This is a genomic window from Pantoea sp. X-Soil-OKNW-556 (genome assembly GCF_059730695.1).
Window position 1 is genome coordinate 103994 of record NZ_AP035993.1, and the last position, 25413, is coordinate 129406.

Annotated in this window: 23 protein-coding genes and 1 pseudogene; 16 read left to right on the forward strand and 8 right to left on the reverse strand. The window is 54.3% G+C overall.

Features of this window, described 5'->3' with window-relative positions; genetic code table 11:
* Positions 1-73 precede the first annotated feature (73 nt).
* From AC6I8T_RS25510 to fliB, 6 genes are all read right to left on the reverse strand, one after another.
* Complete coding sequence (locus AC6I8T_RS25510) at positions 74-706, reverse strand: 2-dehydro-3-deoxy-6-phosphogalactonate aldolase (protein ID WP_497834772.1); 633 nt, start codon at positions 704-706, stop codon at positions 74-76.
* On the reverse strand, positions 699-1631 hold the full coding sequence (locus AC6I8T_RS25515; RefSeq protein ID WP_497834773.1) for a 2-dehydro-3-deoxygalactonokinase: 933 nt from the start codon (positions 1629-1631) through the stop codon (positions 699-701). The genes AC6I8T_RS25510 and AC6I8T_RS25515 overlap by 8 nt, the downstream gene beginning before the upstream one ends.
* A gap of 49 nt (positions 1632-1680) precedes the next feature.
* Positions 1681-2352, reverse strand: coding sequence for an RraA family protein (locus AC6I8T_RS25520; protein WP_244634092.1), 672 nt, complete (start codon positions 2350-2352; stop codon positions 1681-1683).
* Positions 2336-3367: a C-terminal binding protein gene (locus tag AC6I8T_RS25525; protein ID WP_497834774.1), complete on the reverse strand. Its 1032-nt coding sequence runs from the start codon at positions 3365-3367 to the stop codon at positions 2336-2338. Before AC6I8T_RS25525 ends, AC6I8T_RS25520 begins: the two co-directional genes overlap by 17 nt.
* Before the next feature lie 173 nt (positions 3368-3540).
* On the reverse strand, positions 3541-4233 hold the full coding sequence (locus AC6I8T_RS25530; RefSeq protein WP_021183942.1) for a GntR family transcriptional regulator: 693 nt from the start codon (positions 4231-4233) through the stop codon (positions 3541-3543).
* Positions 4234-4377: 144 nt separating this feature from the next.
* On the reverse strand, positions 4378-5781 hold the full coding sequence (gene fliB / locus AC6I8T_RS25535; RefSeq protein WP_497834775.1) for a flagellin lysine-N-methylase: 1404 nt from the start codon (positions 5779-5781) through the stop codon (positions 4378-4380).
* 162 nt (positions 5782-5943) lie between these two features.
* On the opposite strand from fliB, the pseudogene AC6I8T_RS25540 reads away from it, so the two are divergent.
* A pseudogene (locus AC6I8T_RS25540) lies at positions 5944-6189 on the forward strand (Rpn/YhgA-type helix-turn-helix domain-containing protein); the annotation flags it as partial.
* A gap of 209 nt (positions 6190-6398) precedes the next feature.
* Here the strand turns inward: AC6I8T_RS25540 and nifJ are convergent.
* On the reverse strand, positions 6399-9908 hold the full coding sequence (gene nifJ, locus AC6I8T_RS25545) for a pyruvate:ferredoxin (flavodoxin) oxidoreductase (RefSeq protein ID WP_497834776.1): 3510 nt from the start codon (positions 9906-9908) through the stop codon (positions 6399-6401).
* A gap of 355 nt (positions 9909-10263) precedes the next feature.
* Here nifJ and nifH point away from each other — a divergent pair, with 355 nt between their 5' ends.
* The 15 genes from nifH (at position 10264) to AC6I8T_RS25620 (ending at position 24704) form a co-directional block, all read left to right on the forward strand.
* Positions 10264-11145: a nitrogenase iron protein gene (nifH, locus tag AC6I8T_RS25550; RefSeq protein WP_021183946.1), complete on the forward strand. Its 882-nt coding sequence runs from the start codon at positions 10264-10266 to the stop codon at positions 11143-11145.
* A gap of 12 nt (positions 11146-11157) precedes the next feature.
* Entirely contained in the window at positions 11158-12606 is a 1449-nt protein-coding gene (gene nifD / locus AC6I8T_RS25555; RefSeq protein ID WP_021183947.1) for a nitrogenase molybdenum-iron protein alpha chain, read from the forward strand.
* Between the two features lie 55 nt (positions 12607-12661).
* Complete coding sequence (gene nifK, locus AC6I8T_RS25560; RefSeq protein WP_208726914.1) at positions 12662-14224, forward strand: nitrogenase molybdenum-iron protein subunit beta; 1563 nt, start codon at positions 12662-12664, stop codon at positions 14222-14224.
* Positions 14225-14265: 41 nt separating this feature from the next.
* Positions 14266-14496: a putative nitrogen fixation protein NifT gene (gene nifT, locus AC6I8T_RS25565; protein ID WP_208726915.1), complete on the forward strand. Its 231-nt coding sequence runs from the start codon at positions 14266-14268 to the stop codon at positions 14494-14496.
* On the forward strand, positions 14496-15158 hold the full coding sequence (locus AC6I8T_RS25570) for a NifB/NifX family molybdenum-iron cluster-binding protein (protein WP_208727093.1): 663 nt from the start codon (positions 14496-14498) through the stop codon (positions 15156-15158). The genes nifT and AC6I8T_RS25570 overlap by 1 nt, the downstream gene beginning before the upstream one ends.
* A 163-nt stretch (positions 15159-15321) precedes the next feature.
* The gene (nifE, locus tag AC6I8T_RS25575) at positions 15322-16695 is read left to right on the forward strand and encodes a nitrogenase iron-molybdenum cofactor biosynthesis protein NifE (RefSeq protein WP_497834777.1); all 1374 of its coding nucleotides are present in this window, start codon (positions 15322-15324) and stop codon (positions 16693-16695) included.
* 15 nt (positions 16696-16710) lie between these two features.
* Positions 16711-18084, forward strand: coding sequence for a nitrogenase iron-molybdenum cofactor biosynthesis protein NifN (nifN, locus tag AC6I8T_RS25580; protein ID WP_497834778.1), 1374 nt, complete (start codon positions 16711-16713; stop codon positions 18082-18084).
* Positions 18071-18529, forward strand: a complete 459-nt coding sequence (locus AC6I8T_RS25585) for a NifB/NifX family molybdenum-iron cluster-binding protein (protein WP_036626047.1) — start codon at positions 18071-18073, stop codon at positions 18527-18529. Before nifN ends, AC6I8T_RS25585 begins: the two co-directional genes overlap by 14 nt.
* Positions 18530-18732: 203 nt before the next feature.
* Positions 18733-19557 (forward strand): Fe-S cluster assembly protein NifU, encoded by an 825-nt coding sequence (nifU, locus tag AC6I8T_RS25590; protein WP_208726918.1) that lies wholly within the window; start codon positions 18733-18735, stop codon positions 19555-19557.
* Between the two features lie 29 nt (positions 19558-19586).
* Positions 19587-20789 carry a cysteine desulfurase NifS gene (nifS, locus tag AC6I8T_RS25595; RefSeq protein WP_208726919.1) on the forward strand — a complete coding sequence of 401 codons (1203 nt, stop codon included), beginning with the start codon at positions 19587-19589 and terminating at the stop codon, positions 20787-20789.
* A gap of 12 nt (positions 20790-20801) precedes the next feature.
* Complete coding sequence (gene nifV / locus AC6I8T_RS25600) at positions 20802-21944, forward strand: homocitrate synthase (protein WP_208726920.1); 1143 nt, start codon at positions 20802-20804, stop codon at positions 21942-21944.
* Between the two features lies 1 nt (position 21945).
* Positions 21946-22203: a nitrogenase-stabilizing/protective protein NifW gene (locus tag AC6I8T_RS25605; protein ID WP_208726921.1), complete on the forward strand. Its 258-nt coding sequence runs from the start codon at positions 21946-21948 to the stop codon at positions 22201-22203.
* Positions 22200-22637 carry a nitrogen fixation protein NifZ gene (locus AC6I8T_RS25610; RefSeq protein ID WP_021183958.1) on the forward strand — a complete coding sequence of 146 codons (438 nt, stop codon included), beginning with the start codon at positions 22200-22202 and terminating at the stop codon, positions 22635-22637. The genes AC6I8T_RS25605 and AC6I8T_RS25610 overlap by 4 nt, the downstream gene beginning before the upstream one ends.
* A gap of 5 nt (positions 22638-22642) precedes the next feature.
* A complete protein-coding gene (gene nifM, locus AC6I8T_RS25615; protein WP_208726922.1) occupies positions 22643-23434 on the forward strand; it encodes a nitrogen fixation protein NifM in 792 nt (263 codons plus the stop codon).
* A 286-nt stretch (positions 23435-23720) separates the two neighbouring features.
* A complete protein-coding gene (locus tag AC6I8T_RS25620; RefSeq protein WP_497833612.1) occupies positions 23721-24704 on the forward strand; it encodes an IS110 family RNA-guided transposase in 984 nt (327 codons plus the stop codon).
* A gap of 37 nt (positions 24705-24741) precedes the next feature.
* Here the strand turns inward: AC6I8T_RS25620 and AC6I8T_RS25625 are convergent, their stop codons facing one another.
* Complete coding sequence (locus AC6I8T_RS25625) at positions 24742-25275, reverse strand: flavodoxin (RefSeq protein ID WP_497834779.1); 534 nt, start codon at positions 25273-25275, stop codon at positions 24742-24744.
* Positions 25276-25413 lie beyond the last annotated feature (138 nt).

Sequence of the window (25413 nt, forward strand, 5' to 3'; positions counted from 1 at the left end):
TATTTTCTCCTGTAGGGTAGAGAGAATAAGGCCACGTTCTTTATGCCGTAGCCGTTTTATTACGGGAAAATAGTTATTGGTTTTTTAAGGCGTCCCAGGCGTGCACCAGATTTATTGCTCTTTGCGAAACCATGCGTGCGTTATCTCCGGCTTTATACAGATTGCTACCAAGCCCGAAAAAATGAATACCGGCTTGGTGATAATCAATAAACTGCCCAGCTTCTATTCCGCCAACCGCGCCCAATGGGATGTCTGAAGGTAGAACTGCGCGCAGCGCATTGATACCACTGGCCCCTATCACGGATGCCGGAAAGAACTTAAGGCCGCTGGCTCCTGCGGCAATCGCCGTAAAAGCCTCGGTTGCTGTCAACACGCCCGGCAGAGATAACATGCCCCGTGAACGGGTTTGCTCAATGACGGCCTTATCGACGTTGGGACTCACGACGATGCCGCCGCCACAGTCTGCCAGTCGGTCGACATCATGTGGGTTCAGCACTGTGCCAGCACCGATGAGAATGTTCGAAGGTAATGTTTTTATCAGCCGAGATATGGATTCAAACGGTTGCGGGGAGTTCAGGGGAACCTCAATGATCTCGATTCCCGCTTCGACCAACGCATAGCCAATATCCACCACTTCGTAGGGTTTAACACCGCGCAATATGGCGATAAGCCCCCGCTTAGCCCCTGATAAAGTTAATTCAGACATGATGTTGCTCCTCCTGCCGCTGCCACAGGGTTTGTGCACTCTGGAACAGCCCGGCGCGTACCGCTTCGTCAGCATCCACCAGGGTGACAGCAAAGCCCGCCAGCGTTAAAGCCTGGCGATAAAGCGCGGAGAGGGAGCCTGATGCAATTAACATTACCTGGCGCTGCGACGTCTGTTGATAGCATGCCGCTACCTCTGCACCAATCAACAATCCCGATAAGCGCGAGGCGCTTGCTGCCGGGGTGCAGTCACTCAGTAAGGTGGTTGAGCGCACGGTGAACAACTGTTGAGTGAGTGATCCCCCACTTAACATCAGCTTCACTGCCGCGATAAACGCCGGAGAGTGTTCATCAATTTCACCGACAGCATCGGCGACCGCGTGGCGCAGGATAGAATGCGTGCTCATCAGGTTGAACAGTTCCCCGGTCATAAACGTGCTAAAACCGGTGACAACTGCATCCTCCAGCGAGACCCATTTGCTGTGAGTGCCGGGCATCACGATCAATCCGTTCTTAAGCTGGCCTGATCGCACTGCACCCAACAACATGGTTTCCTCGCCACGCATGACATCGTAAGCCGGTGAACGTTGGCATACGCCTGGCAAGATACGGATGTCTCTTTCGCCAGCAATTCTGATCGGTGACATCAGAAGCTCGTTCACCGTCAGCGGGACCGTGCTGTAACCGGCGTCCTTCCAGCCCTGGCGGGAGCCCGCCATCCCACAAATCAATACCGGCAGGTCGGATGATGCGCCAAGTTCCGCCAGATGCTGCTCCAGCACGCGTGAAAACGACCGGTCGGCCATACTGCCTAACCCCTGGTGGGTACGCACCTCACTCAGGGTTTTGCCCTGCCCGTCCACCAGCCACAGTCGAAAGCTTGAGGTGCCCCAGTCACAGAGTCCAAATTCCGCAGTGTTGCTCATCTTTATCTCCGGGTTCACATGCTCTGCACCCTGGGTGCAGAGCAAACGGTCAGATACGGCCAAACTCTGCCAGCAGGTCTTCAACGGTTTTGCCCTGCTTCACCCATTCGCGCGTGGCCTGTTCACGCTCAACCTGTTCTTTCGCCAGATTTAAAACGTCTTGCGCATTTTCCAGAGGGATCACCACCACCCCCATCAGGTCAGCCACGATAAAATCGCCAGGTTTTACTAACTGACCGCCGACCGCGATGGGAACGTTGATGGACAGTTCTTCTTTACGCCCGGAAAACATGGTGTGGGTACCGCGAGGCGTGATCGCCCGGCTCCAGATTGGCCAGTTAATATCTTCCAGTTCATCGGTGTCGCGCCCGGCCCCGTCAATGATCATGGCGCGAATCCCACGATTCTGCGCCAGGCCCCCCATCAGCCCTCCGCAAACGGAGGTGTTACCGTCACCGCCGGCATCCACCACGATCACATCACCAGGTTGTCCCATCTCCAGTGCTTTCAATGGATCAACCAGGTCGCCTTTAGAGAGCTGCACGGTAATGGCCTGTCCACAGACTTTGGCGCGGAATGCGGGTTTAATGCCGCTGTCCATCACGCCAGTGCGGTACTGCACATCGGCAAAAACCGCAGCAATGGAATAGCTCTGCAATAAAGCGTCAAATTGAGCCAGCAGCTCTGGCTGGCGGGTGAAATCATTAAACTGCTTCAGCATGGTCATTTGCTCCTTTGCTGCGAAGCGCAAGGGCTTCGCCATTAACCGGGAATCGTGGTGTTTTGCCTGTCAGCACGCTGGCAACTTCAGTGGCCGCCAACTGGCGTGCGACACGAATTGATTCTTCGGAGTAGTAGGCCGAATGGGGTGTCACGATGACATTTGGCAGAGAGAAAATCGGGTTGTCCGCAGGATTCCATTGCGCGCGTTTTGCCGGTTCCTCTTCGGGATCGTCCAGTGCCGCACCGGTAATCCAGCCTTCATGCAGTGCGCGGTACAACGCCTGATTATCGATAGTGGGGCCACGTCCGGTATTAATGATTAACGCCCGACGCTTCATGGCTTTGAATTCTGCTTCGCTAAGGAAATGACGGGTATCCGTGGTCATCGGTACCTGCATCATGAAAATGTCGGATTGTGTGATGAGCGTTGCTTTGTTGACCAGTTTCACCTGATGTTGCTGTGCTAATGCCGGATCGATGTAAGGATCGTAGACGATGACATTCACGCCAAAGGCGCGAGCGCGTTCGGCGATTGCCTGGCCAATGCGGCCAAATGAAACAATCCCCATCGTTTGTCCACGCAGGCGATAGACAGGTGCGCCGGATTGCCACTGCCAGACGCCCTGATGTGTGGCGGTATTGTAAGCAAACAGGTTACGGGCCAGCGCCAGCCACATGCTGATGGCATGATCGGCGACTTCCTCGGTGCAGTAATCCCGTACATTTGTTACCAATATGTTGCGATTGGTAGCGGCGTCCACATCGACAATATCGACACCGACACCGTAACGGGCAATCACCTTGCATTGAGTCATGGCGGAGATCACCTTTGCGCCGACACGGGCGTACTGATTCATGATGGCGTCGCAATTACGAGCAGCTTCAACCAGGTCATCCTCAGATTTCGCCTGTAAACCAATAACATCCGCACCTGCGGCATTGAGGATCTCTTCTTCAATGGCAATGTCGCCGTAATCGTAATCAGTAATAACCACCTTAAATCTTCGACTCATCAGACGCTCCTTTAACCAGATTGAGTAGGTTTCGTGGCCAGCATTAGCTGCCGGTTTTGAAAAAAACTAACTGAGATCTGGTATACCAGTCAAAGAAAAGTTAAAAAAATGTGACCAGGATTGGTTTTTTAGTGATTACGCAGGAATGGGCCAGGTATCCCTGGCTCAGAAGATCAGGAGGACGTCGTCAGGGAAGCCGCGTCGGCGGCGGCAATGTCTTCAACGCCGATCTCATAGGTTTCGCGGGTACGGCCTAAATGGCGTTCGAGAATGGTCAGAACTTCTGCGTGCGCATCATTTCTGATGGCAGCAACAATGTCACCATGTTCCTGATAAGAAAGGGATGTGTGCTGAGGTTTTGCAGACAGATGGGTACGTAGCGCCGCAATCTTCGCCGCATAACGCACATAAGAGTTGGTCAGGTAAGCGTTGTCACAGAAATCAAAAAAGCGCTGGTGGAAATCATTATCCAGCTCCAGATAACGGCGAAAATCCCCCTCACTCTGAGCGACATCCATTTGTTTAACCACTGCATCCAGTGCATCGGCCAGCCCTTTTGCATTCTGCTGCATAGCCAGAGTGAGTGCCGCGGTTTCAAGAACCTGCCTGAAAGCACAGATTTCGCGGACTTCTCTGGCGCTCAGTGTAAACACCCGCACGCCTGATTGCGGCTTAATCGTAACAAGACCCTCGTTACTGAGCTGGGCAAGCGCTTCACGAACCGGTGTTTTTGAGACATTCAACTCAGCGGCAACCGTGCGTTCGCTAATGGCTGCACCCAACGGAATATCGCCATGAACTATCAGCTTACGAACGTGATCGGTTACCACCGCTGTCAGTGACTTAGGTCGCTCAAAATCTGCCACGGATGACTCCCTGTTGATGGACGAGATGCCACATTTTAGCGAATCAACTCAGGACAACAATCCTTTTACATTTATTACTGGTTAGTCAGAGGTCGTTAAGAAGATGTCTGCGGCCCGGATCATCATCCGCCTCGGGGAATACCATCACTTCAACAGATAAGCCAATGAAAGATTATCGCTAAACGTTATCCTGCCAATTTCAGACAAAAATACATCCTCTGCATTTTTGTCATGTCTTGCGATACTGTGATAGCTATAGACAATATTAATCACGTCATCTTCAGTAAAGTTATCATTCAGCGCAATATTTGCAGCAATTAGCCACTTTAGTAATAACCATTCCGATATCATCAAATAAAGGTTGGTGAAGAGTTCTCTCCCATTCTTCAGTGGGAAAAAATCCTCATACATACGATACTGGATATAGTTACTAAGCAGATGGGGGCGTTCCTGGAACCAGGGGCGTGCTTTATCTTGCCAGATTGTATTTATTCGCTGCATTGTGTCTGCGGAATTGTTGCTTTGCATATCATGCAGTTTTTGCGAATAGAATCGTAGGGTGGACCACCCACGACCTTCATGTTTTGTACCCAGGTATGTTTGCAGTCGAGAAAGGAGTTCGGATTGTAGCTGATAATTCGGATTTAATTCATCAATGCTTTTTCTAATTTGATCGTTATGAATCGCCGTCTGGATATCCTCGAAATAATTTAAAATATTTCCTTCCGGCTCATTGTCTTTTGCCAGTTTATCACGATAAAAGAATAACAAGATGATACCGTAAAAGCCCGCCTCGATGTCTGAACCGCAGGTTAGCATAATGTTGCTGCACATCAGATTGAGCAGACGATCCTGCTCGCTAATGTCAGGTGCATCCAACGCCTCGGGACTTGGCTTGATTTTTTCGCTGTAGAGCATCGCGCCCGGCGTTGTTAACAGTCTTTTTGCCGCCTCCGGGCACGATAAGGTCAGGTTACTTTTGATTTCATATTTATAGCTGGCGTAAAGACGTGGATAGACCGCACAGGTGGTGCTGAGCGCTTTTTCCCCAAGTGACTTATGCACTTTGCACAAGCGCTCTTCATCAAGAAAAGTACAGTTACCATTACTTGTTAATTTTATTTTTCCCCAACGACTCTGACTCTCTTTAGTGGTAATAATATTTTCAACAGCAATATGACGAATTTCAATGGCTTCGCTCTGCATGTATCGATTTACCGTTGATTCATCGAACTCAATATCCCATCCTTTGCAGCAATGGTCGGGGCAGGCACTACCCACACACTGAAACTGGTTGAAAAATGCCGGTTCTACAATAACGATCTCTTCCATTAACGCAGCGCTCTCTTCAAAGAAGAAAAAATAACAATGCCCAACGATAGCAACAGGTGAATGAATCGATAGTAGAAAATAATAACCAAATTGCTGCATGTTCTGCTTATAAAATACCGTTTTAGAGCGAGGGATGCCTGTGGATTTGGCGATATAAAAGGCGGGCGCTGTGTCATTTAACTTGTTTTTAACATTATTGGTGGGAAATAAAGACATGGAAAGGGAATTAAAAGCATATAATGTTAAAGATGACAGGAACCCAATATCTCATAAAAGAAAATTATTCTTATCCATTTGGGGCATGCCCGCGGCTTCTGAGCCAATGGGGAATGTTGAAGTCTCTGAATAGCGGGTATAAATTTCAGTTTTTCCCCTCCAGATGCAGAAGGTTTTATTCGCGAACTGGCCCAACGTTTGCCACAGCATGAGAATGAACTTATGACCATTGCACAACAACTTGAGCAAAAAGGTGAGCAGAAAGGCCTGCAAGAAGGCAAGCAAATCGCTGAGCGCGATACCCGGCTGGAAATCGCCCGCAATTTGCTTGAAAGCGGTTTTGACTGGGCATTTGTCATGAAAATGACCGGTCTTACCGAGCAGGACCGTCAGCATATTAAGCACTAATGATGTTGCCCTGCTAAGCCCAAACACCTGGTGAGTTAGATGCAGCACAAGCGCTAGCGTTGAAGAGAACACATGCTGCGTCAGCAGGAACATTCAAAATCTTCCTTTAGCCAGAGAACAATATGCAGGAATAATTTTGAAGATGGCAAGGACATGAGCGAGCAGCGCGTGTCCTGCGCTGCTCAAGCCGTCTTTTCTTAAGATATAAATTACTCACCCGCCATGCGTCTGTACTGCTCAAAGCGTTGTTTTGCATCCTGTTCCGTCTGTTCAAACAAGCGATCCACAATATCTGGCGCTGTCCGACGCAGCGAAGCATAGCGCACCTCGCCCAATAAAAAGTCGCGGAAACTCTCTTCCGGCTCCTCCGAATCCAGGATGAACGGATTCTTGCCTTTCTCTGCCAACTGCGGGTTATAACGCCACAGATGCCAGTAGCCAGCGTCGACCGCACGCTTCGCTTCGCGATGGCTGCACCCCATGCCCGCTTTTAGCCCGTGGTTGATGCACGCCGCATAGGCTATGACCAGGGAAGGACCGGGCCATGCTTCCGCTTCGGCGATGGCCCGCAATGTCTGAGCTTTATCGGCCCCCATCGCTATCTGAGCGACATAGACGTTGCCGTAACTGAGCGCCATCATACCCAGGTCTTTTTTACGGGTGCGTTTGCCTTGCGCTGCAAATTTGGCAATAGCCGCAGCCGGTGTTGATTTCGAGGATTGACCGCCGGTATTGGAATAAACTTCGGTATCATAAACCAGTACATTCACATCCTCGCCTGAAGCCAGCACATGGTCTAAGCCACCAAATCCAATATCATAGGCCCAACCATCGCCACCAAAGATCCACTGCGAGCGTTTGGCGAAGTAGTCCTGATTTTGATAAAGGTGATTGAGCAAGTCATCATCGCCCTTTTCTTCCGCCAGCAGCGTACTCAGACGCTCACTGCGTTCTCGCGTACCGTTGCCCTGATCTTTCAGCGTCAACCATTGCTGCAATGCCTGATTCAGCTCAGCACTGAGCGGGCGTTTCAGGGCTTCGGTTGCATAATGGGCGAGTTGTTCGCGCACTGCCCGACCGCCCAACATCATACCAAGGCCAAATTCGGCGTTATCCTCAAACAGCGAATTCGCCCATGCCGGTCCCTGCCCTTTATGGTTGGTGGTCCAGGGAATGGAGGGGGCACTGGCTCCCCAGATGGATGAACAACCGGTGGCGTTGGCGATCATCATTCGGTCGCCAAACAGTTGTGTCACCAGCCGCGCATAAGGGGTTTCACCACATCCGGCGCAGGCACCGGAAAACTCCAGCAACGGGGTTTCGAACTGGCTGCCTTTTACCGAGGTTTTGCCAAATGGATTGGGTTTTGGGGCCAGCCCCAGTGCATAGTCCCACACCGTGCTCATATGTCGCTGACTTTCCAACGGCTGCATACTGAGCGCTTTGCCCCTGGAGGGGCAGATATCGACGCAGTTTCCGCAGCCAGAGCAGTCCAGCGGCGAGATCGCCAGGTGATATTCATAATCGGTGGCGCCTTGCGCGGGTTTACTTAACAGCTCCGGCATCGCGAAATAGCGTTCCTCATTGGTCAGCAGTGCCGGACGCACGGCGGCATGGGGGCAGATAAACGCACATTGATTACATTGGGTACAGCCCTCAGGCTGCCACACCGGTACATCCCGTGCGATGCCGCGTTTCTCCCAGGCCGACGTACCGGTGGGAAAGGTGCCATCTTCGCGACCGGCGAAGGCACTGACCGGCAATTTATCGCCACACTGGCGATTCATCGGCTCAAGAATGTCATTGATAAAATCAGGCACCAACTGCGCGACGGCGGGATGATCTTCTCCGGTTGCCCAACGTTCGGGCACCATCACTTCCTGCAATGCTTCCATCCCCAAGTCAATGGCCGCATTATTCATGTCGACCACGTTTTGGCCTTTGCTACCGTAGGATTTCTCAACAGCCTGTTTTAAATAGGCCGCGGCAGTTGCTGGGGCGATGATCCCGGTCAGTTTAAAAAACGCCGCCTGCATCAGCATATTGAAACGCCCTCCCAGCCCCAGGCGGCGGGCAATGTCCACGGCGTTCAGGGTGTAAAATCGAATCCCGTTACGCGCGATGTAGCGTTTCATACTGGCGGGGAGTTTCGCCTCCAGTTCCTCGCCAAACCAGGTGCAGTTAAGCAGAAAGGTGCCGCCAGGATTCAATCCTTCCAGCAGGTCGTATTTGTCGACATAAGATTGCTGCGAACAGGAGATAAAATCGGCGCGATGGATCAGGTACGGGGCATTGATCGGACGTTGACCAAAGCGCAGATGAGACACGGTAATCCCGCCCGATTTCTTCGAGTCATAGGCGAAATACGCCTGCGCGTACATCGGGGTGTTATCCCCGATGATTTTAATCGCGCTTTTGTTGGCGCTTACGGTACCGTCCGAACCTAATCCCCAGAATTTACAGGCGGTGATCCCTTCGGTAGAGACTTGCACCTCCTGAACGGGCACCGGCAGGGAGGTATGGGTGACATCATCAAAGATCCCCAGGGTAAAGCCATCTTTAGGCTGCGGTCTTTTCAGATTTTCAAAAACTGAGACGATATGTGATGGCAGGACATCCTTACCACCGAGGGCGTAACGCCCACCGACGATCAGCGGCGGATTAGCACGTTGGTAAAAGGCATTTCTCACATCCAGACACAGCGGTTCGGCTTGGGCGCCGGGCTCTTTGGTTCGATCCAGCACCGCGATACGTTTTACGCTGGCAGGAATGCGGGCAAAAAAATGCGCTAACGAGAATGGCCGGAACAGATGGACCATCAGCACCCCAACCTTCCCGCCGCTGTCGAGCAGGGCGTCAACCACATCCTGAATGGTGTCGCATACCGACCCCATGGCAACAATCATCTGCTCGGCATCCTCCGCACCGTAATAATCAAACAGATGGTATTCCCGGCCAGTGATGGCGGCGATCTCCGCCATATAGCTTTCGACAATCTCCGGCAATGCGGCATAGAAACCGTTGGCGGCCTCGCGTTCCTGAAAATAGATATCCGGGTTCTGGGCTGTGCCGCGGATAACCGGATGATCGGGGTTGAGGGCATTCCGGCGAAACCGGTCCAGCGCGTCGGTATCCAGCAGCGGTGCCAGCGCATCGTACTCCAGCACCTCAATCTTCTGGATTTCGTGCGAAGTGCGGAAACCGTCAAAGAAGTTAATAAAAGGCACGCGCCCTTTGATGGCGGCCAGATGGGCCACCGCAGACAAATCCATCACCTGCTGCACATTGCTTTCTGCCAGCATCGCGCAGCCAGTCTGGCGTACAGCCATGACATCCTGGTGGTCGCCAAAGATATTTAATGAATTGGTCGCCAGTGCCCTGGCACTGACATGAAACACGCCAGGTAACAGTTCACCGGCGATTTTGTAGAGATTGGGGGTCATCAGCAGCAACCCCTGGGAAGCGGTATAGGTGGTGGTTAATGCCCCCGCCTGTAGCGCCCCGTGTACCGCGCCCGCAGCACCCGCTTCCGACTGCATCTCCATCACCCGCACCGGTTGACCAAACAGGTTCTTTTTCCCGGCAGCCGCCCACTCATCAACATTTTCCGCCATTGGCGTGGAGGGGGTGATGGGGTAAATCGCCGCCACATCGGTAAAGGCATAGGAGATCCAGGCCGCCGCCGCGTTACCATCCATCGTTTTCATCGTTCCGGACATGTCTGTTTCCTCGAAAATCGTCGTGACCTTGCCCGAAGCACAGCCTGTGCCAGTTTGTATTTAACTAATAAAAACAATGAGATGAATTGGTTTTATGTTGCACGGTGCGGGATGTATTGCGCGGAACAACACAGCCAACCCGACAACCTGTTGTACAGCCGACAAATTAACCGGCCACGTCGGAATTGTGCTGTTTCCAACAATTGGTCTGGCGATTGTTTCTTCTTTGTTATACCCGGCGGCGACACGAAAACAACATGCCTATATTTATCAATGCATTAGCCATCCTGGCACGGCTGGTATGTTCCCTGCACAGATTCCTGAGCAAACACACCAAACCAACAGGAGACATACGATGACCATGCGTCAATGTGCCATCTACGGCAAAGGTGGTATCGGCAAATCCACCACGACACAAAACCTGGTCGCCGCACTGGCGGAGATGGGTAAGAAAGTAATGATTGTTGGCTGTGATCCCAAAGCGGACTCCACCCGTTTGATCCTGCATGCCAAAGCTCAAAACACCATTATGGAAATGGCCGCAGAAGTCGGTTCCGTGGAAGACCTGGAGCTGGAAGATGTGCTGCAAATTGGTTATGGCGACGTGCGCTGTGCCGAATCCGGTGGCCCGGAGCCAGGCGTTGGCTGTGCCGGTCGAGGCGTGATCACGGCTATCAATTTCCTTGAAGAAGAAGGTGCCTACGTGCCCGATCTCGACTTCGTTTTCTATGACGTGTTGGGGGACGTGGTGTGCGGTGGTTTTGCCATGCCTATCCGTGAAAACAAAGCGCAGGAGATCTACATCGTCTGCTCCGGTGAAATGATGGCGATGTATGCCGCCAACAATATCTCCAAAGGGATCGTGAAATACGCTAAATCCGGCAAAGTGCGGCTCGGCGGGTTGATTTGTAACTCACGTCAGACCGACCGCGAAGATGAGCTGATCATCGCGCTGGCGGAGAAACTCGGCACCCAGATGATCCACTTCGTTCCTCGCGACAATATCGTCCAGCGCGCCGAGATCCGCCGGATGACGGTGATTGAGTACGACCCCACCTGTAAACAGGCCAATGAGTATCGCACCCTGGCGAGCAAAATCGTCAACAACACCATGATGGTGGTCCCCACCCCCTGCACTATGGACGAGCTGGAAGAGTTGCTGATGGAGTTCGGCATTATGGATGCGGAAGACACCAGCATCATCGGCAAAACCGCAGCGGAAGAAAACGCCAACTAACAGGATGCGCCCATGAGCAATGCAACAGCCGATCGCAATCTGGAGATCATCCAGGAAGTGCTGGAGATCTACCCGGAGAAAACGCGCAAGGAACGCCGTAAACACATGATGGTGACCGACCCGGAGATGGAGAGTGTCGGAAAATGCATCATCTCTAACCGCAAATCACAACCGGGCGTGATGACGGTGCGTGGTTGTGCCTATGCCGGTTCCAAAGGGGTAGTGTTTGGGCCGATCAAAGATATGGCCCACATCTCGCACGGCCCGGTAGGTTGCGGTCAATATTCACGCGCCGGACGCCGCAACTACTTCACCGGCATCAGCGGTGTCGACAGTTTTGTCACCCTTAACTTCACCTCCGATTTTCAGGAACGTGACATCGTGTTTGGTGGGGATAAAAAACTCACCAAACTGATTGCGGAGATGGAGGAACTGTTTCCGTTGACCAAAGGGATCAGCATTCAGTCGGAGTGCCCGGTCGGGCTGATTGGCGACGATATCTCTGCCGTCGCCAAAGCCAGTAGCACCGCCATCAACAAACCGGTGGTGCCGGTGCGTTGCGAAGGCTTTCGTGGCGTATCTCAGTCGCTGGGGCACCATATCGCCAATGATGTGATCCGTGACTGGGTGCTGGACAACCGTGAAGGGCAACCTTTTGCAACCACACCCTATGATGTGGCGATCATCGGTGACTACAACATCGGCGGTGATGCCTGGGCCTCGCGTATCTTGCTGGAGGAGATGGGGTTGCGGGTGGTGGCGCAGTGGTCAGGCGACGGCACGCTGGTCGAAATGGAAAACACCCCGTTTGTGAAGCTCAACCTGGTGCACTGCTACCGTTCAATGAACTACATCTCGCGCCATATGGAGGAGAAGCACGGCATTCCGTGGATGGAATATAACTTCTTCGGGCCAACCAAAGTGGCGGAGTCGCTGCGTAAAATCGCCGATCAGTTTGATGACCACATTCGTGCCAATGCCGAGGCGGTGATTGCCCGCTACCAGGCGCAAAACGACGCCATCATCGCGAAATATCGCCCACGTCTGGAAGGCCGCAAAGTGCTGCTTTACATGGGTGGGCTGCGCCCACGCCATCTGATTGGTGCTTATGAAGATCTGGGCATGGAGATCATCGCCGCCGGTTACGAGTTCGGTCATAACGACGACTATGACCGGACTCTGCCGGAACTGAAGGAAGGCACATTGTTATTCGATGATGCCAGCAGTTATGAGCTGGAAGCCTTTGTCAAAGCGCTCAAGCCGGACCTGATCGGCTCGGGTATCAAAGAAAAATACATCTTCCAGAAGATGGGCGTGCCGTTCCGCCAGATGCACTCCTGGGACTACTCCGGCCCCTATCACGGCTACGACGGCTTCGCCATTTTTGCCCGTGATATGGATATGACGTTAAACAATCCCGCCTGGGGCCAGCTTACCGCGCCCTGGTTGAAGTCCGCCTGACATCTCTTATGCAATCCCGTCAGTTCACAGATTTGTGGCGCGGGAGGAGAAAAACATGAGCCAGACTGTTGATAAGATTCATAATTGTCATCCCTTATTTGAACAGGATGAGTACCAGAAACTGTTCAGTGGCAAACGATCTCAGGAAGAAGCCTGGGATCAGGCACGGGTGCAGGAGGTATTCCAGTGGACGACGACTGCCGAATATGAAGCCCTGAATTTCAAACGCGAAGCGCTGACCATTGATCCGGCCAAAGCCTGCCAACCATTGGGCGCGGTGCTCTGCTCGCTGGGGTTTGCCAACACCCTGCCCTACGTACACGGTTCTCAGGGATGCGTGGCCTATTTTCGCACCTATTTTAACCGTCATTTTAAGGAGCCGGTGGCCTGCGTGTCAGACTCAATGACCGAGGATGCGGCGGTATTCGGTGGCAATAACAATATGAATACCGGGCTGCAAAATGCCAGCACCCTGTATAAACCGGACATCATCGCCGTCTCCACCACCTGCATGGCAGAGGTGATTGGCGATGATTTACAGGCGTTTATCGCGAACGCCAAGAAAGAGGGTTTTGTCGATGCCAGCCTGCCGGTGCCGTTCGCACATACACCGAGTTTTATCGGCAGCCATATCACCGGCTGGGACAATATGTTTGAGGGGTTTGCCAAAACCTTCACGGCCGATCACCAGGCGCAACCCGGCAAAATTCCCCGCCTGAATATGGTGACTGGCTTCGAAACTTATCTGGGCAATTACCGTGTATTGAAGCGCATGATGGCGGAAATGGCGGTGCCCTGTAGCCTGCTGTCTGATCCCTCTGAGGTGCTGGATACGCCGGCAGATGGTCACTATCACATGTACGCCGGAGGCACCACGCAGCAGGAGATGCGTGAGGCTCCCGATGCCATCGACACCCTACTGCTGCAACCGTGGCAACTGGTAAAAAGCAAAAAAGTGGTACAGGAGATGTGGAATCAGCCTGCGACTGAGGTGCAGGTGCCAATGGGGTTGGCTGCGACCGACGACCTACTGATGACCATCAGCCAGCTCACCGGCAAACCCATCCCCGCTGCGCTGGCGCTGGAACGTGGCCGCCTGGTGGATATGATGCTGGATTCCCACTCCTGGCTGCACGGTAAAAAATTCGGGCTGTATGGCGACCCGGATTTCGTTATGGGCTTAACACGTTTTCTGCTGGAGCTGGGCTGTGAGCCAACGGTGGTGTTGTGTCACAACGGCAACAAGCGCTGGCAGAAAGCCATGAAAAAGATGCTGGAAGCGTCACCCTATGGCAAAGAAAGTGAAGTATTCATCAACTGCGACCTGTGGCATTTCCGCTCACTGATGTTTACGCGTCAGCCGGACTTTATGATCGGTAACTCCTACGCCAAATTCATCCAGCGCGACACCCTGGCGAAAGGCGAGCAATTTGAGGTGCCGCTCATTCGTCTTGGCTTCCCGTTGTTCGATCGCCACCACCTGCATCGCCAGACCACCTGGGGCTACGAAGGTGCCATGAGCATGCTCACCACGCTGGTGAACGCCGTGCTGGAGAAAGTGGACAAAGACACCATCAAACTCGGCAAAACCGATTACGGCTTTGACCTTATCCGTTAACCATCATGCGCCCCGCCGGAGCGGGGCCACAGGAGGACGTGATGCCAAGGGTGATTTTTCGACAACGTGGTGCCGACTTGTATTGTTATATCGCCAAGCAGGATCTGGAGGCCAAAGTGACGCAGGTTGAACATGATACGCCGGAACGCTGGGGCGGAGCGATTTTGCTGGAGGGGGGGCGTTGCTACTACGTCAGCGAGCAGCCGGGACGTCCGAACTTCCCGGTGAGCCTGCGCGCCAGCCGCGATGCACAAATGCAGGAGGGGAGATGATGTCTGATAACGATGTACTTTTCTGGCGTATGCTGGCGCTGTTTCAATGCCTGCCGGAGTTACAACCTGCGCAGATCATGGCCTGGCTGACCCACGATTTGGATGAAGCGCTGACCCCTGCCCGCCTCGCGGCTTTCACTCAGCGTCAGCTCGAAGCCAACTTTCCTGGTCAGGAGGTGATGATGTCACCGGGACGCTGGTCACGCATTCGATCCTGTCTGCGCGGGGAGTTGCCCTGGCATCTGCATATTGAAACCTTGCCGCAGCGGAAACCCCAGTTGCGCGTAGCCTTTTGTTCGCAGGACGGTCTGATGATCAATGGCCATTTTGGTCAGGGGCGGTTGTTCTTTATTTACGGTTTTGACGATGAGGGGTGCTGGCTGCACAGCTTGCGCCGTTATCCTTCTGCGCCGCAGGAGGATGAGCCAAATGAAGTTCGGGCGAAGTTACTGGATGACTGCCAGTTATTGTTTTGTGAAGCGATTGGCGGACCAGCAGCAGCCCGGTTGATCCGTCACAACATCCACCCGATGAAAGTGGCACCCGGACTGGCGATCTCGTCCCAGTGCGACAACATCAAAACGCTGCTTGCCGGACGATTACCGCCGTGGCTGGCGAAACGACTCGACCGTGCCAATCCGTTAGAAAGCCGCGTGTTCTGATCCGCCCTCTGCCTCACAAGGCACAGTGTGTCTTGTGGGGTCCCTGTCGTCATTGTCTGCTTTGTCGTAAAAACGACAACATTTTCTTCTTTAAAATCAATGCGCATTAGCTGGTCTGCGATTTGCAACAGGCAAGGTAACCCAATCTGTCAATGAGGTCACTATGAAGGGGAACGAGATACTGGCGCTGCTGGATGAGCCTGCCTGTGAGCATAACCACAAACAAAAGTCCGGTTGTAGCGCGCCAAAACCCGGCGCGACGGCGGGAGGTTGCGCCTTTGATGGCGCGCAAATCACGCTGCTACCGATTGCCGATGTGGCGCATCTGGTTCATGGCCCAATCGGTTGCACCGGCAGTTCCTGGGATAATCGCGGCAGTTTCAGTTCGGGGGCGCTGATTAACCGGCTGGGCCTGACCACCGATTTAAATGAACAGGATGTGATCATGGGTAATGGCGAGCGCCGCTTATTTCACGCGGTGCGGCATATCGTCAATCGTTACCATCCGGCGGCGGTATTTATCTATAACACCTGTGTCCCGGCGATGGAGGGTGACGATATCGAGGCGGTGTGCCGGGCGGCGGCAACCGCCACCGGCGTGCCGGTGATCGCCATTGATGTTGCCGGTTTTTATGGCAGCAAAAACCTCGGTAATCGGCTGGCCGGGGAGATGATGGTCAAACAGGTGATTGGTGGGCGTGAACCGGCCCCGTGGCCCGAAGATTCCCCTTTTCTGCCGGAACATCGTCACGATATTGGTTTGATCGGTGAATACAATATCGCCGGGGAGTTCTGGCATATCCAGCCGTTGCTGGATGAACTGGGCATTCGCGTGCTGGGTACCCTGTCCGGTGATGGACGTTTCGCCGAGATCCAGACGTTGCATCGTGCGCAGGTCAATATGCTGGTGTGCTCCCGCGCGTTAATCAACGTGGCGCGCGCCCTCGAACAACGCTATGGCATCCCGTGGTTTGAAGGCAGTTTCTACGGTGTGCGTGCCACTTCGGAATCCCTGCGGCAGTTGGCCGCGTTAACCGAAGATCACGACCTGATGCGGCGTACCGACGCCGTGATTGAGCGTGAAGAACAGGCGGCTAATCAGGCTCTGGCCCCCTTCCGAGAGCGCCTGCGTGGGCGCAAAGCGCTGCTTTATACCGGTGGCGTGAAATCCTGGTCGGTGGTGTCGGCGTTACAGGATCTGGGTATGACCGTGGTTGCCACCGGTACGCGAAAATCCACCGAAGAGGATAAACAACGTATCCGCGAGCTGATGGGCGACGATGCTTTGATGCTGGATGAAGGTAACGCCCGCACCTTGCTCGATGTGGTGTATCGCTACCAGGCAGACATGATGATCGCCGGTGGGCGCAACATGTATACCGCCTATAAAGCACGGCTGCCGTTCCTCGATATCAATCAGGAACGTGAGCATGCCTATGCGGGATATCGGGGCATTGTCACCCTGGCCGAGCAACTGTGCCAGACGCTGGAAAGCCCGATATGGACCCAAACCCATGCGCGCGCACCGTGGCATTAATCACAGGAGCAGGTTATGGCAGAGATTATTCGTTCGAAAAAACCGTTAGCCGTCAGCCCGATCAAAAGTGGACAGCCGCTGGGGGCCATCCTTGCCAGCATGGGGTTTGAACACTGTATCCCGCTGGTACATGGTGCGCAGGGGTGCAGCGCCTTTGCTAAGGTGTTTTTTATCCAACATTTTCACGACCCGATCCCACTGCAATCCACCGCGATGGACCCGACGTCGACCATTATGGGGGCCGACGACAATATCATGACGGCGCTCAACACGCTGTGTCAGCGCAATAACCCGAAAGCTATCGTGCTACTCAGCACCGGGTTGTCGGAGGCGCAGGGTAGCGATATTTCCCGCGTGGTACGTCAGTTTCGCGAGGCCTCTCCACGCCATAAAGGGGTGGCGCTATTAACCGTCAACACCCCCGACTTTTATGGCTCGCTGGAGAATGGTTTCAGTGCCGTGGTGGAAAGCATGATTGAGCAATGGATACCGGAAACCCCGCTGCCTGCGGGAAGGAACCGACGCGTCAACCTGCTGTTGAGCCATCTGATCACCCCCGGCGATGCGGAGTTAGTGCGCAGCTATGTCGAGGCGTTTGGCTTGCAGCCCGTGATGGTGCCGGATCTGTCGTTATCGCTCGATGGACATCTGGCGAGCGGCGACTTTTCTCCGGTGACACAGGGGGGCTCGTCCCTGTCGCAGATAGAACAGATGGGACAGAGCTTGTGCACCTTCGCCATCGGTGTCTCACTGTCGCATGCTGCTGCGCTGCTGGGCAGACGCAGTCGTGGTGAGGTGATCGCCTTGCCGCATCTGATGACGCTGGATTTCTGCGATCAATTTATCAATCAACTGAAGTTGATCTCCGGTCGCAACGTACCAGGCTGGATTGAACGGCAGCGCGGGCAGCTTCAGGATGCGATGATCGACTGTCATATGTGGTTGCAGGGGGTGCCGATAGCGATGGCAGCAGAAGGCGATTTGCTGGCGGCTTGGTGTGATTTTGCTGCCAGCCAGGGCATGGTACCCGGTCCGATTATTGCCCCGGTCAGCCAGAAAGGATTATCCCGTTTGCCGGTAGAAAAGGTGGTGATCGGTGACCTGGAGGATATGCAGGATCTGCTGCGTCTCACCCCGGCCAACCTGTTGGTGGCGAACTCGCATGCGGTCGATCTGGCACAGCACGCAGGTTTATCCCTGATTCGCGCCGGTTTTCCCATTTATGACCGGCTGGGCGAGTTTCGTCGGGTGCGGCAGGGTTATATGGGAATGCGCGACAGCCTATTTGAGCTGGCGAATGTGATGAGCCAGCACCACCATTCCCTTACGCCCTGGCACTCACCCTTACGTCAGCAATTTGCTCCGGGAGCACAGCATGTACCACATTAACCGGCAGTTCAGTACGGTCTGCGCTGAGGAGTGGCCGATGAAAGTGGCCTTCGCCAGTTCGGATTGTCTTCATGTTGACCAGCATTTTGGCGCGACCCCACGTCTGGTGGTGTATGGCGTAAAGGAACATGAAGTCATGCTGTTACGGGTGGCCGACTTTTCGGTATTTTCAGGTCATCTGGAGGAGAAAATCAGCTGCCGCATCAACGCGCTGGAAGATTGTGTCACCCTGTATTGTGTGGCAATCGGCGAAAGGGTGTTTCGCCAACTGCTACAAATTGGCGTGCGCGCCGTGCGTGTGCCGGCGACCACCACCATTGGGGAATTGCTCCAGGAAATACATCACTACTGGTACGACAAAGAGCAGCGCAAAAAGATGCGTGATCCCGAACGCTTCGCCCGACTGCTGGAGGAAAAGGAATGGGATGATAAAAACCTCCGCTAGTCGTTTCTCTGACACAACTGTGACAAACCCCACATTTAACCGCGACACTGATCGCGGTTTTTTTGCCACTTAATCATCTATCAAACTGAATATTAACGACTTTAATTTCTGGTACTGCTTTTGCTTGCTAGTGATATCCCGCTATTTATTACGCGGGGAAATGCGCCAAAGCGCTTTCCGTCATAGTCCTGGGAGCTGAAAGCATGTGGAATTATTCTGAGAAGGTGAAAGACCATTTCTTCAATCCCCGCAATGCCCGAGTGGTGGATGAAGCTAACGCGATTGGCGACGTGGGATCCCTGAGCTGTGGCGATGCCCTGCGACTGATGCTACGGGTTGACCCGGAAAATGAAACCATCCTGGAAGCCGGATTTCAGACCTTTGGTTGCGGCAGCGCCATTGCCTCTTCGTCGGCCCTGACCGAGCTGATTATTGGCCGCACCCTTGCTGAAGCGGAGCTGGTCACCAATCAACAAATCGCTGACTACCTCGATGGCCTGCCGCCGCAAAAAATGCATTGTTCGGTGATGGGCCAGGAAGCCCTCCATGCGGCGATTGCCAATTATCGCGGCCTGACACTCGACGATGACCACGAGGAAGGCGCGCTGATTTGCAAATGCTTCGGCGTTGATGAGGGACACATTCGCCGTGCCGTGCTCAGTAACGGCCTGACCACGCTTGAGGAGGTGATTAACTACACCAAAGCGGGCGGCGGCTGTACTTCCTGCCATGAAAAAATCGAGCTGGCGCTCGCCACTATCCTCGCCAGCGCTCCCGAAGCCACCGCCCCGCTTAGCCCCGCTAAAGATCCGCACTGGCAGGAGGTGATGGAAACCATTACCGAGTTGCGTCCCCATATTCAGGCCGATGGCGGTGATATGTCACTGGTCAATGTTGCCAATCACACCGTCACCGTCAGCCTGACCGGCAGTTGCAGCGGCTGCATGATGACCGATATGACCCTCGCCTGGTTGCAGCAAAAGCTGATGGAACGCACCGGTTGTTATATGGAAGTGGTCGCGGCTTAGACCGTCGTTAACGATAGGGGAATACGCATATGAAACAGGTTTATCTGGATAACAACGCCACCACCCGTATTGATCCGATGGTGCTTGAAGCGATGATGCCGTTCTTAACTGACTATTACGGTAATCCCTCCTCGATCCACGACTTCGGCACGCCGTCGCGGGCTGCATTAGAACGCGCACATCAACAGGTGGCGGCGCTGCTGGGGGCGGAACACAGCAGTGAAATTATCTTTACCTCCTGCGCCACCGAAGCCACCTCCACCGCGATCCATAGCGCAGTCGAAGCACAGCCGGAGAGACGGGAAATCATTACCACCGCGGTAGAACATCCGGCCACGCTGGAGGTGTGTGAATATCTCGAACGTCAGGGTTACCTGATTCATCGGCTGGCGGTCGACAGCGAGGGTGCCATCGATATGGCGCAGTACCGACAAGCGTTGAGTCAGCGGGTGGCGCTGGTGAGTGTCATGTGGGCCAATAACGAAACCGGGGTGATGTTTCCGGTGGAGGAGATGGCAACGCTGGCACATGAGTCTGGCGCCTTGTTTCACTGCGATGCGGTACAGGTGGTGGGAAAGATCCCTCTCAATGTCCGGCAAACGAACATCGATATGCTCTCCTGCTCTGCCCACAAACTGCACGGCCCGAAAGGGGTAGGCTGCCTTTATTTGCGGCGCGGCACGCGCTTCCGACCGTTGCTGCGCGGCGGTCACCAGGAACGGGGACGCCGTGCTGGTACGGAAAACATTGCCGGCATCGTGGGTATGGGTATGGCGTGCGAGCTGGCGCAGGTGCATCTGCCAGGGATGAGCACCCTCGCCCGGCTACGGGATCTCCTTCAGGAAAGCGTGGTCGCGCACGTTCCCTCCGTCAGGGTGATGGGTGGCAAGTCGCCACGCGTGCCTGGCACCGTCAATCTGGCGTTTGAATATATCGAAGGGGAAGCCATTTTGTTGCTGCTGAATCAGGCCGGGATTGCGGCTTCCAGCGGTAGCGCCTGCACCTCGGGATCGCTGGAACCCTCGCATGTGATGCGGGCAATGAATATTCCCTACACGGCTGCGCACGGCAGCATTCGTTTCTCGTTATCTCGTTACACGCGGGAAAAAGAGATTGAGTACGTCATCCAGACACTGCCCGCGATTATCGCCCGCCTGCGCTTGCTGTCGCCTTACTGGCAGGACGGTAAACCCGCCCCGGAACAAGCCGCCTTTATGCCCACTTACGGTTAAGGAGTGACAGCGATGTCTACGGTGTTGATCAATGATACCACCCTGCGGGACGGTGAGCAGAGTCCCGGCGTTGCGTTTCGCGCCAGTGAAAAAATTGCTATCGCAGAAGCGTTATTTGATGCCGGTATCACGGCAATGGAAGTGGGCACCCCGGCTATGGGCGAGGAGGAACGCACTCGTATCCAACTGGTACGCCGCCATCTGCCCGCTGCCATCTTGATGACCTGGTGTCGGATGAGCGGTGACGAGATTCGTCAGAGCGCAGAGCTGGGGATGGACTGGGTCGATATCTCCCTGCCCACCTCCGAGAAGCTGCGGCAGTACAAATTACGCGAGGCACTGCCGGTGCTGCTGGAGCGGCTTGCCAACCTCATTGTGTTGTCGCGCTCGCTGGGGATGAAGGTTTGTGTGGGATGTGAAGATGCCTCCCGCTCCAGTGACAACGATCTGCGCTTGGTGGCGGAGGCGGCGCGGGAAGCCGGCGCACAACGGTTACGCTTTGCCGATACCCTTGGTGTACTTGATCCCTTCACCACCGCAGCCCGTATTTCCGCGTTGCGTAGCGTCTGGCCGTCAGAAATTGAAATGCATGCGCACGATGATTTGGGTCTGGCAACGGCCAATACGCTAGCCGCCGTTCAGGCTGGCGCAACCAGTGTGAACACCACGGTGCTGGGATTGGGTGAACGCGCGGGTAATGCTGCGCTGGAGACCGTTGCGCTCGGTCTCAGCCGTTGCCTGGGGCAGGACTGCGGCGTCGATTTTCGTTTGCTTCCTGCGCTGTGCCAGCAGGTCGCTACCGCCGCGCAACGTACCATTGACGTGCAGCGCCCGTTGGTGGGCGATCAGGTGTTCACCCATGAATCCGGCGTGCATGTCGCCGCCCTGCTGCGCGATCGCGAGAGTTATCAGGCCATCGATCCGGCGCTGGTGGGGCGGGAATATCGGCTGGTGCTGGGTAAACACTCCGGGCGGCAGGCGGTAGATGGGGTATTCAGCAAAATGGGATATACCCTCGACACGCTACAGATTGATCTGTTGCTGGCGGCGATCCGTCGCTTTGCCGAAAGCTGGAAACGCATCCCGCAGGATTACGAGTTGATCGCCCTTTATGACCAGTTGTGTGGTGAATCTGCATCAACGCTAAGGATCTAATATGCAATGGTTTTATCAGATTCCCGGCGTTGATGCGCTGGACACGGCGGAATCCTTTTTTGTGTTTTTTGCTGTCGATTACGATGCCACGCTGTTGAAGCCTTGTTGCCTGCCGGTGTTGCGCGAATTTCACCGCAAGATACGTGACAACGTGCCGTTGCAAAATCATCTCGAGGCTGAACCGCGTGCGCCCTGGCTGTTGGCCCGGCGCTTATTGGCTGAGAGTTATCAGCACTACACGCAAGGGAGTCAGGCATGAGAACAAAATTCGCCTTAGGCGATGAAGTCAGGGTAATCCGCGCCATCCGTAATGACGGCACCATGTACGGTTATGCGACGGGTGAGTTACTGGTTCGTCGCGGTAGTACCGGCTTTGTGCGTTCATGCGGGACTTTTTTGCTGGACCAGATTATTTATCAGGTCCACTTTCTCACCAGTGACATGATTGTCGGTTGTCGCGAGCAAGAGATTATCAGCGCAGCGGCGGCCTGGCATGCCGGGCATTTTCAGTATGGCGACAGCGTTATTTGTCGTCATACCCTGACGGTGGAGGGGAAAGTTGCGGTGCGTTCGGGGGCGCGTGGCCGCATTGAACGCACCGACCAGGGGGAGAATGGCGAAATCTATACCGTTATGTTTGGTGAACGCTGGTTCCAGGTCCCTGCCAGCGCCATCAAATTGCTGGAGGAATAACCGCCATGCCCGAACTGTGGGAACGTTTTTCCCGGCAACAACTGGCACAATCTCGCTGGCAGTGCTCACCGGAAGCGCTATCCGTCAGCCAACAGGCGGAGTTTCACCGGCTCTGGCAACGCCAGCGAAAGATGGAGTGTGCGCTGGCCGGAGCGGCGGGTAATGATCCTATCCCGGAAAAGCATCTTATCAGCGTGACAACGTCACTCAGTCCCCTGTTGGCTGAACAGGTTTTTTCTGACGCTGAACGGACGTCAATCATCCAGCATCATGCGCGCATGGAAATTCAACTGGCGCGCGTGGCAGAACAGGCACCTGCACCCGATGAGTTGCAGGTGCTGGCCTGGTACCGACAACACCAGGACAAATTTATGCGCCCGGAGCAGCGTTTGTGCTGGCACCTGCTACTGACAACGGATAATGATCGCCCGGCCATGTATCACCAGATCCAGCAACTACGCCAGCAAATCATCACCTCCCGGCAGCACTTTAATTCACTGGCGCAACGCTGGTCTCATTGCCCCAGCGCGCTGGAGGGCGGCCGTATGGGCTGGATCAGCCGGGGTTTGCTGTTTCCTGAACTGGAAAGCGTCTTGTTTGCGATGAAACCGAATGGCGTGAGCCATCCGATTGAAACTCAACTCGGCTGGCATTTGCTATGGTGCGAAATGATTCGTCCACCTGCCCCTATGGAACAGAACGCTGCGCTGACGCAAGTGCGAACGATATTAACTCGTCAAAACCAGCAGCAATGGCTGCGACAATGGCTAAAGCTGCCAGGGTGTAATGGCGGATAAAACTGACAGATTCCGTAGCGGCGCGATGTATCGCGTGGGGTTAACAACACAGAAAACAGCGCGATAAATCGCGCCGCTTGTATCTTGAAGTTGTAACTGGTTAGCTACCCGTTACACGAAACGGAGGCAGCTTGTCGCGCCGCTTAAGACCCGATCTTGTGCCGTAGCTTAAAGCCCTCCGTTTCTCCTTTCACGCCAGCATCTACTCTGAACGGTAACCAGAAGCTCTGACTTCGTATGTACAAGGCAAGATGGCGTGATGGTTCATGTGAAAGGGAGCTGTCTTATGATTTATCTCGGTATTGATGTCAGTAAAAACAAACTCGACCTCTGCCTGTTGCCCGGCAACGGGAAAAAGAAAACCAAAACCCTCAAAAATCATCCCGACGCCGGCCGGGAGATAAATGACTGGTTAATCAGGCAAAAATGCCATCCTGAACAGGTGATGGTGGTGCTCGAAGCGACCGGCATTTATCACGAAAACGTCGCCTTCAGTCTTCATGAAAATACCCCCGTCACGGTCTGCATCAGCAATCCTCAGCGGGTCAGGGAGTTCGCCCGTGGAATGGCTATCCTGACTAAAAACGACTCCGTTGATGCTTACATCCTGGCCCGTTATGGCGAGCTGAAACAGCCTGATGCCTGGGTGCCACCCTCCCCGGAGGTCCGTAAACTTCGGGAGCTGGTGCGTCTGCGGGACTCACTTCAGGCTGATGTCCAGCGGGCGGAGAACCGACTGGAAAAAGCCCATTCAACCCGCACAGCGCCTGAAATCATTGACTCGCTGGAGAGAACCCTGAAAGCCCACAGGGACGAGCTGAAGCGTATTGAAGCGCTCATCTCAGACCACACAGATAATCATCCGGGTCTGAAGGAAGACCGTGAGCTGCTGGAATCGATAAAAGGAATAGGCAGCGTGGTGGGCACGACAATGCTGTCGGTGCTGCGCTCGTGTCCGTTCCGGAGTGCTTCACAGGTCGCTGCGTGGCTGGGTGTGGTACCGGTGGAAAAAACGTCCGGGAGCTCAGTCAGGGGGCGTGCGCGGATGTCAAAAACAGGCCCGGCAGACGTAAGGGCGAAACTGTATATGGCGGCGATCGTAGCGATCAGGTGGAATGCCCCAGCGAAGGCGCTGTACCAGAGGCTAATCGCGAAGGGCAAAGCCAGCAAGGCCGCGCTTGGAGCGGTGATGCGCAAGCTGGTTCATCAGTGCTTCGGGGTGCTGAAAACGCGGATGAAGTGGGATGAAAATTACGCAGCTACCGCTTGACGTTCAAGACGGTAGCTACGCGTTATTGCAAACCAGCTTACTCTACAATTGCTGGCCTGAGACTCTCCAGCCAGGCATCCAGTCGCTCCTCGGTAAGGTCATACTGATTATCCTGGTCCAGAACCAGTCCAACGAAAGCGCCTTCTTCCAGTGACGCTGAGCGGGTGAATTCATATCCCTGATTTGGCCATTGCCCGATAAGCTGTGCGCCGCAGTTTTTCAGTGCGTCGTACAACGGGCGCATCCCGCTGACAAAGTTATCAGGGTAACCTTTCTGATCGCCCAACCCGAATAAGGCAACGGTTTTACCCGCCAGACTGGCCCCGTTAAGCTCGGCCACAAACTCCCCCCACGAGGCATTTTCACAGCCCGCATTGAGGCCAGGTAATTGACCATCGCCGAGGGTGGGTGTGCCCAGTACCAAAACCGGATAGGAAAGAAAAGTCTCCAGAGAGATGCGATTGATATTGACCGGGGCATCTGCCACCTCCCCCAACTTTTTGTGGATCATCTTAGCGATCTTGCGGGTTTTGCCCGTATCAGTGCCGAAAAAAATACCAACGTTCGCCATGCCGCCCTCCTGTGGAATAAAAGAATCACTCCTCATTGCTGTTGCGAATGCTGTGCCAGGTATCTGGCTGCACAGTTTTGCACCAGGGCGCACCAGAAGTGACGCACTCTCAGCGCGATTTCAGTGAATTCAGGAACC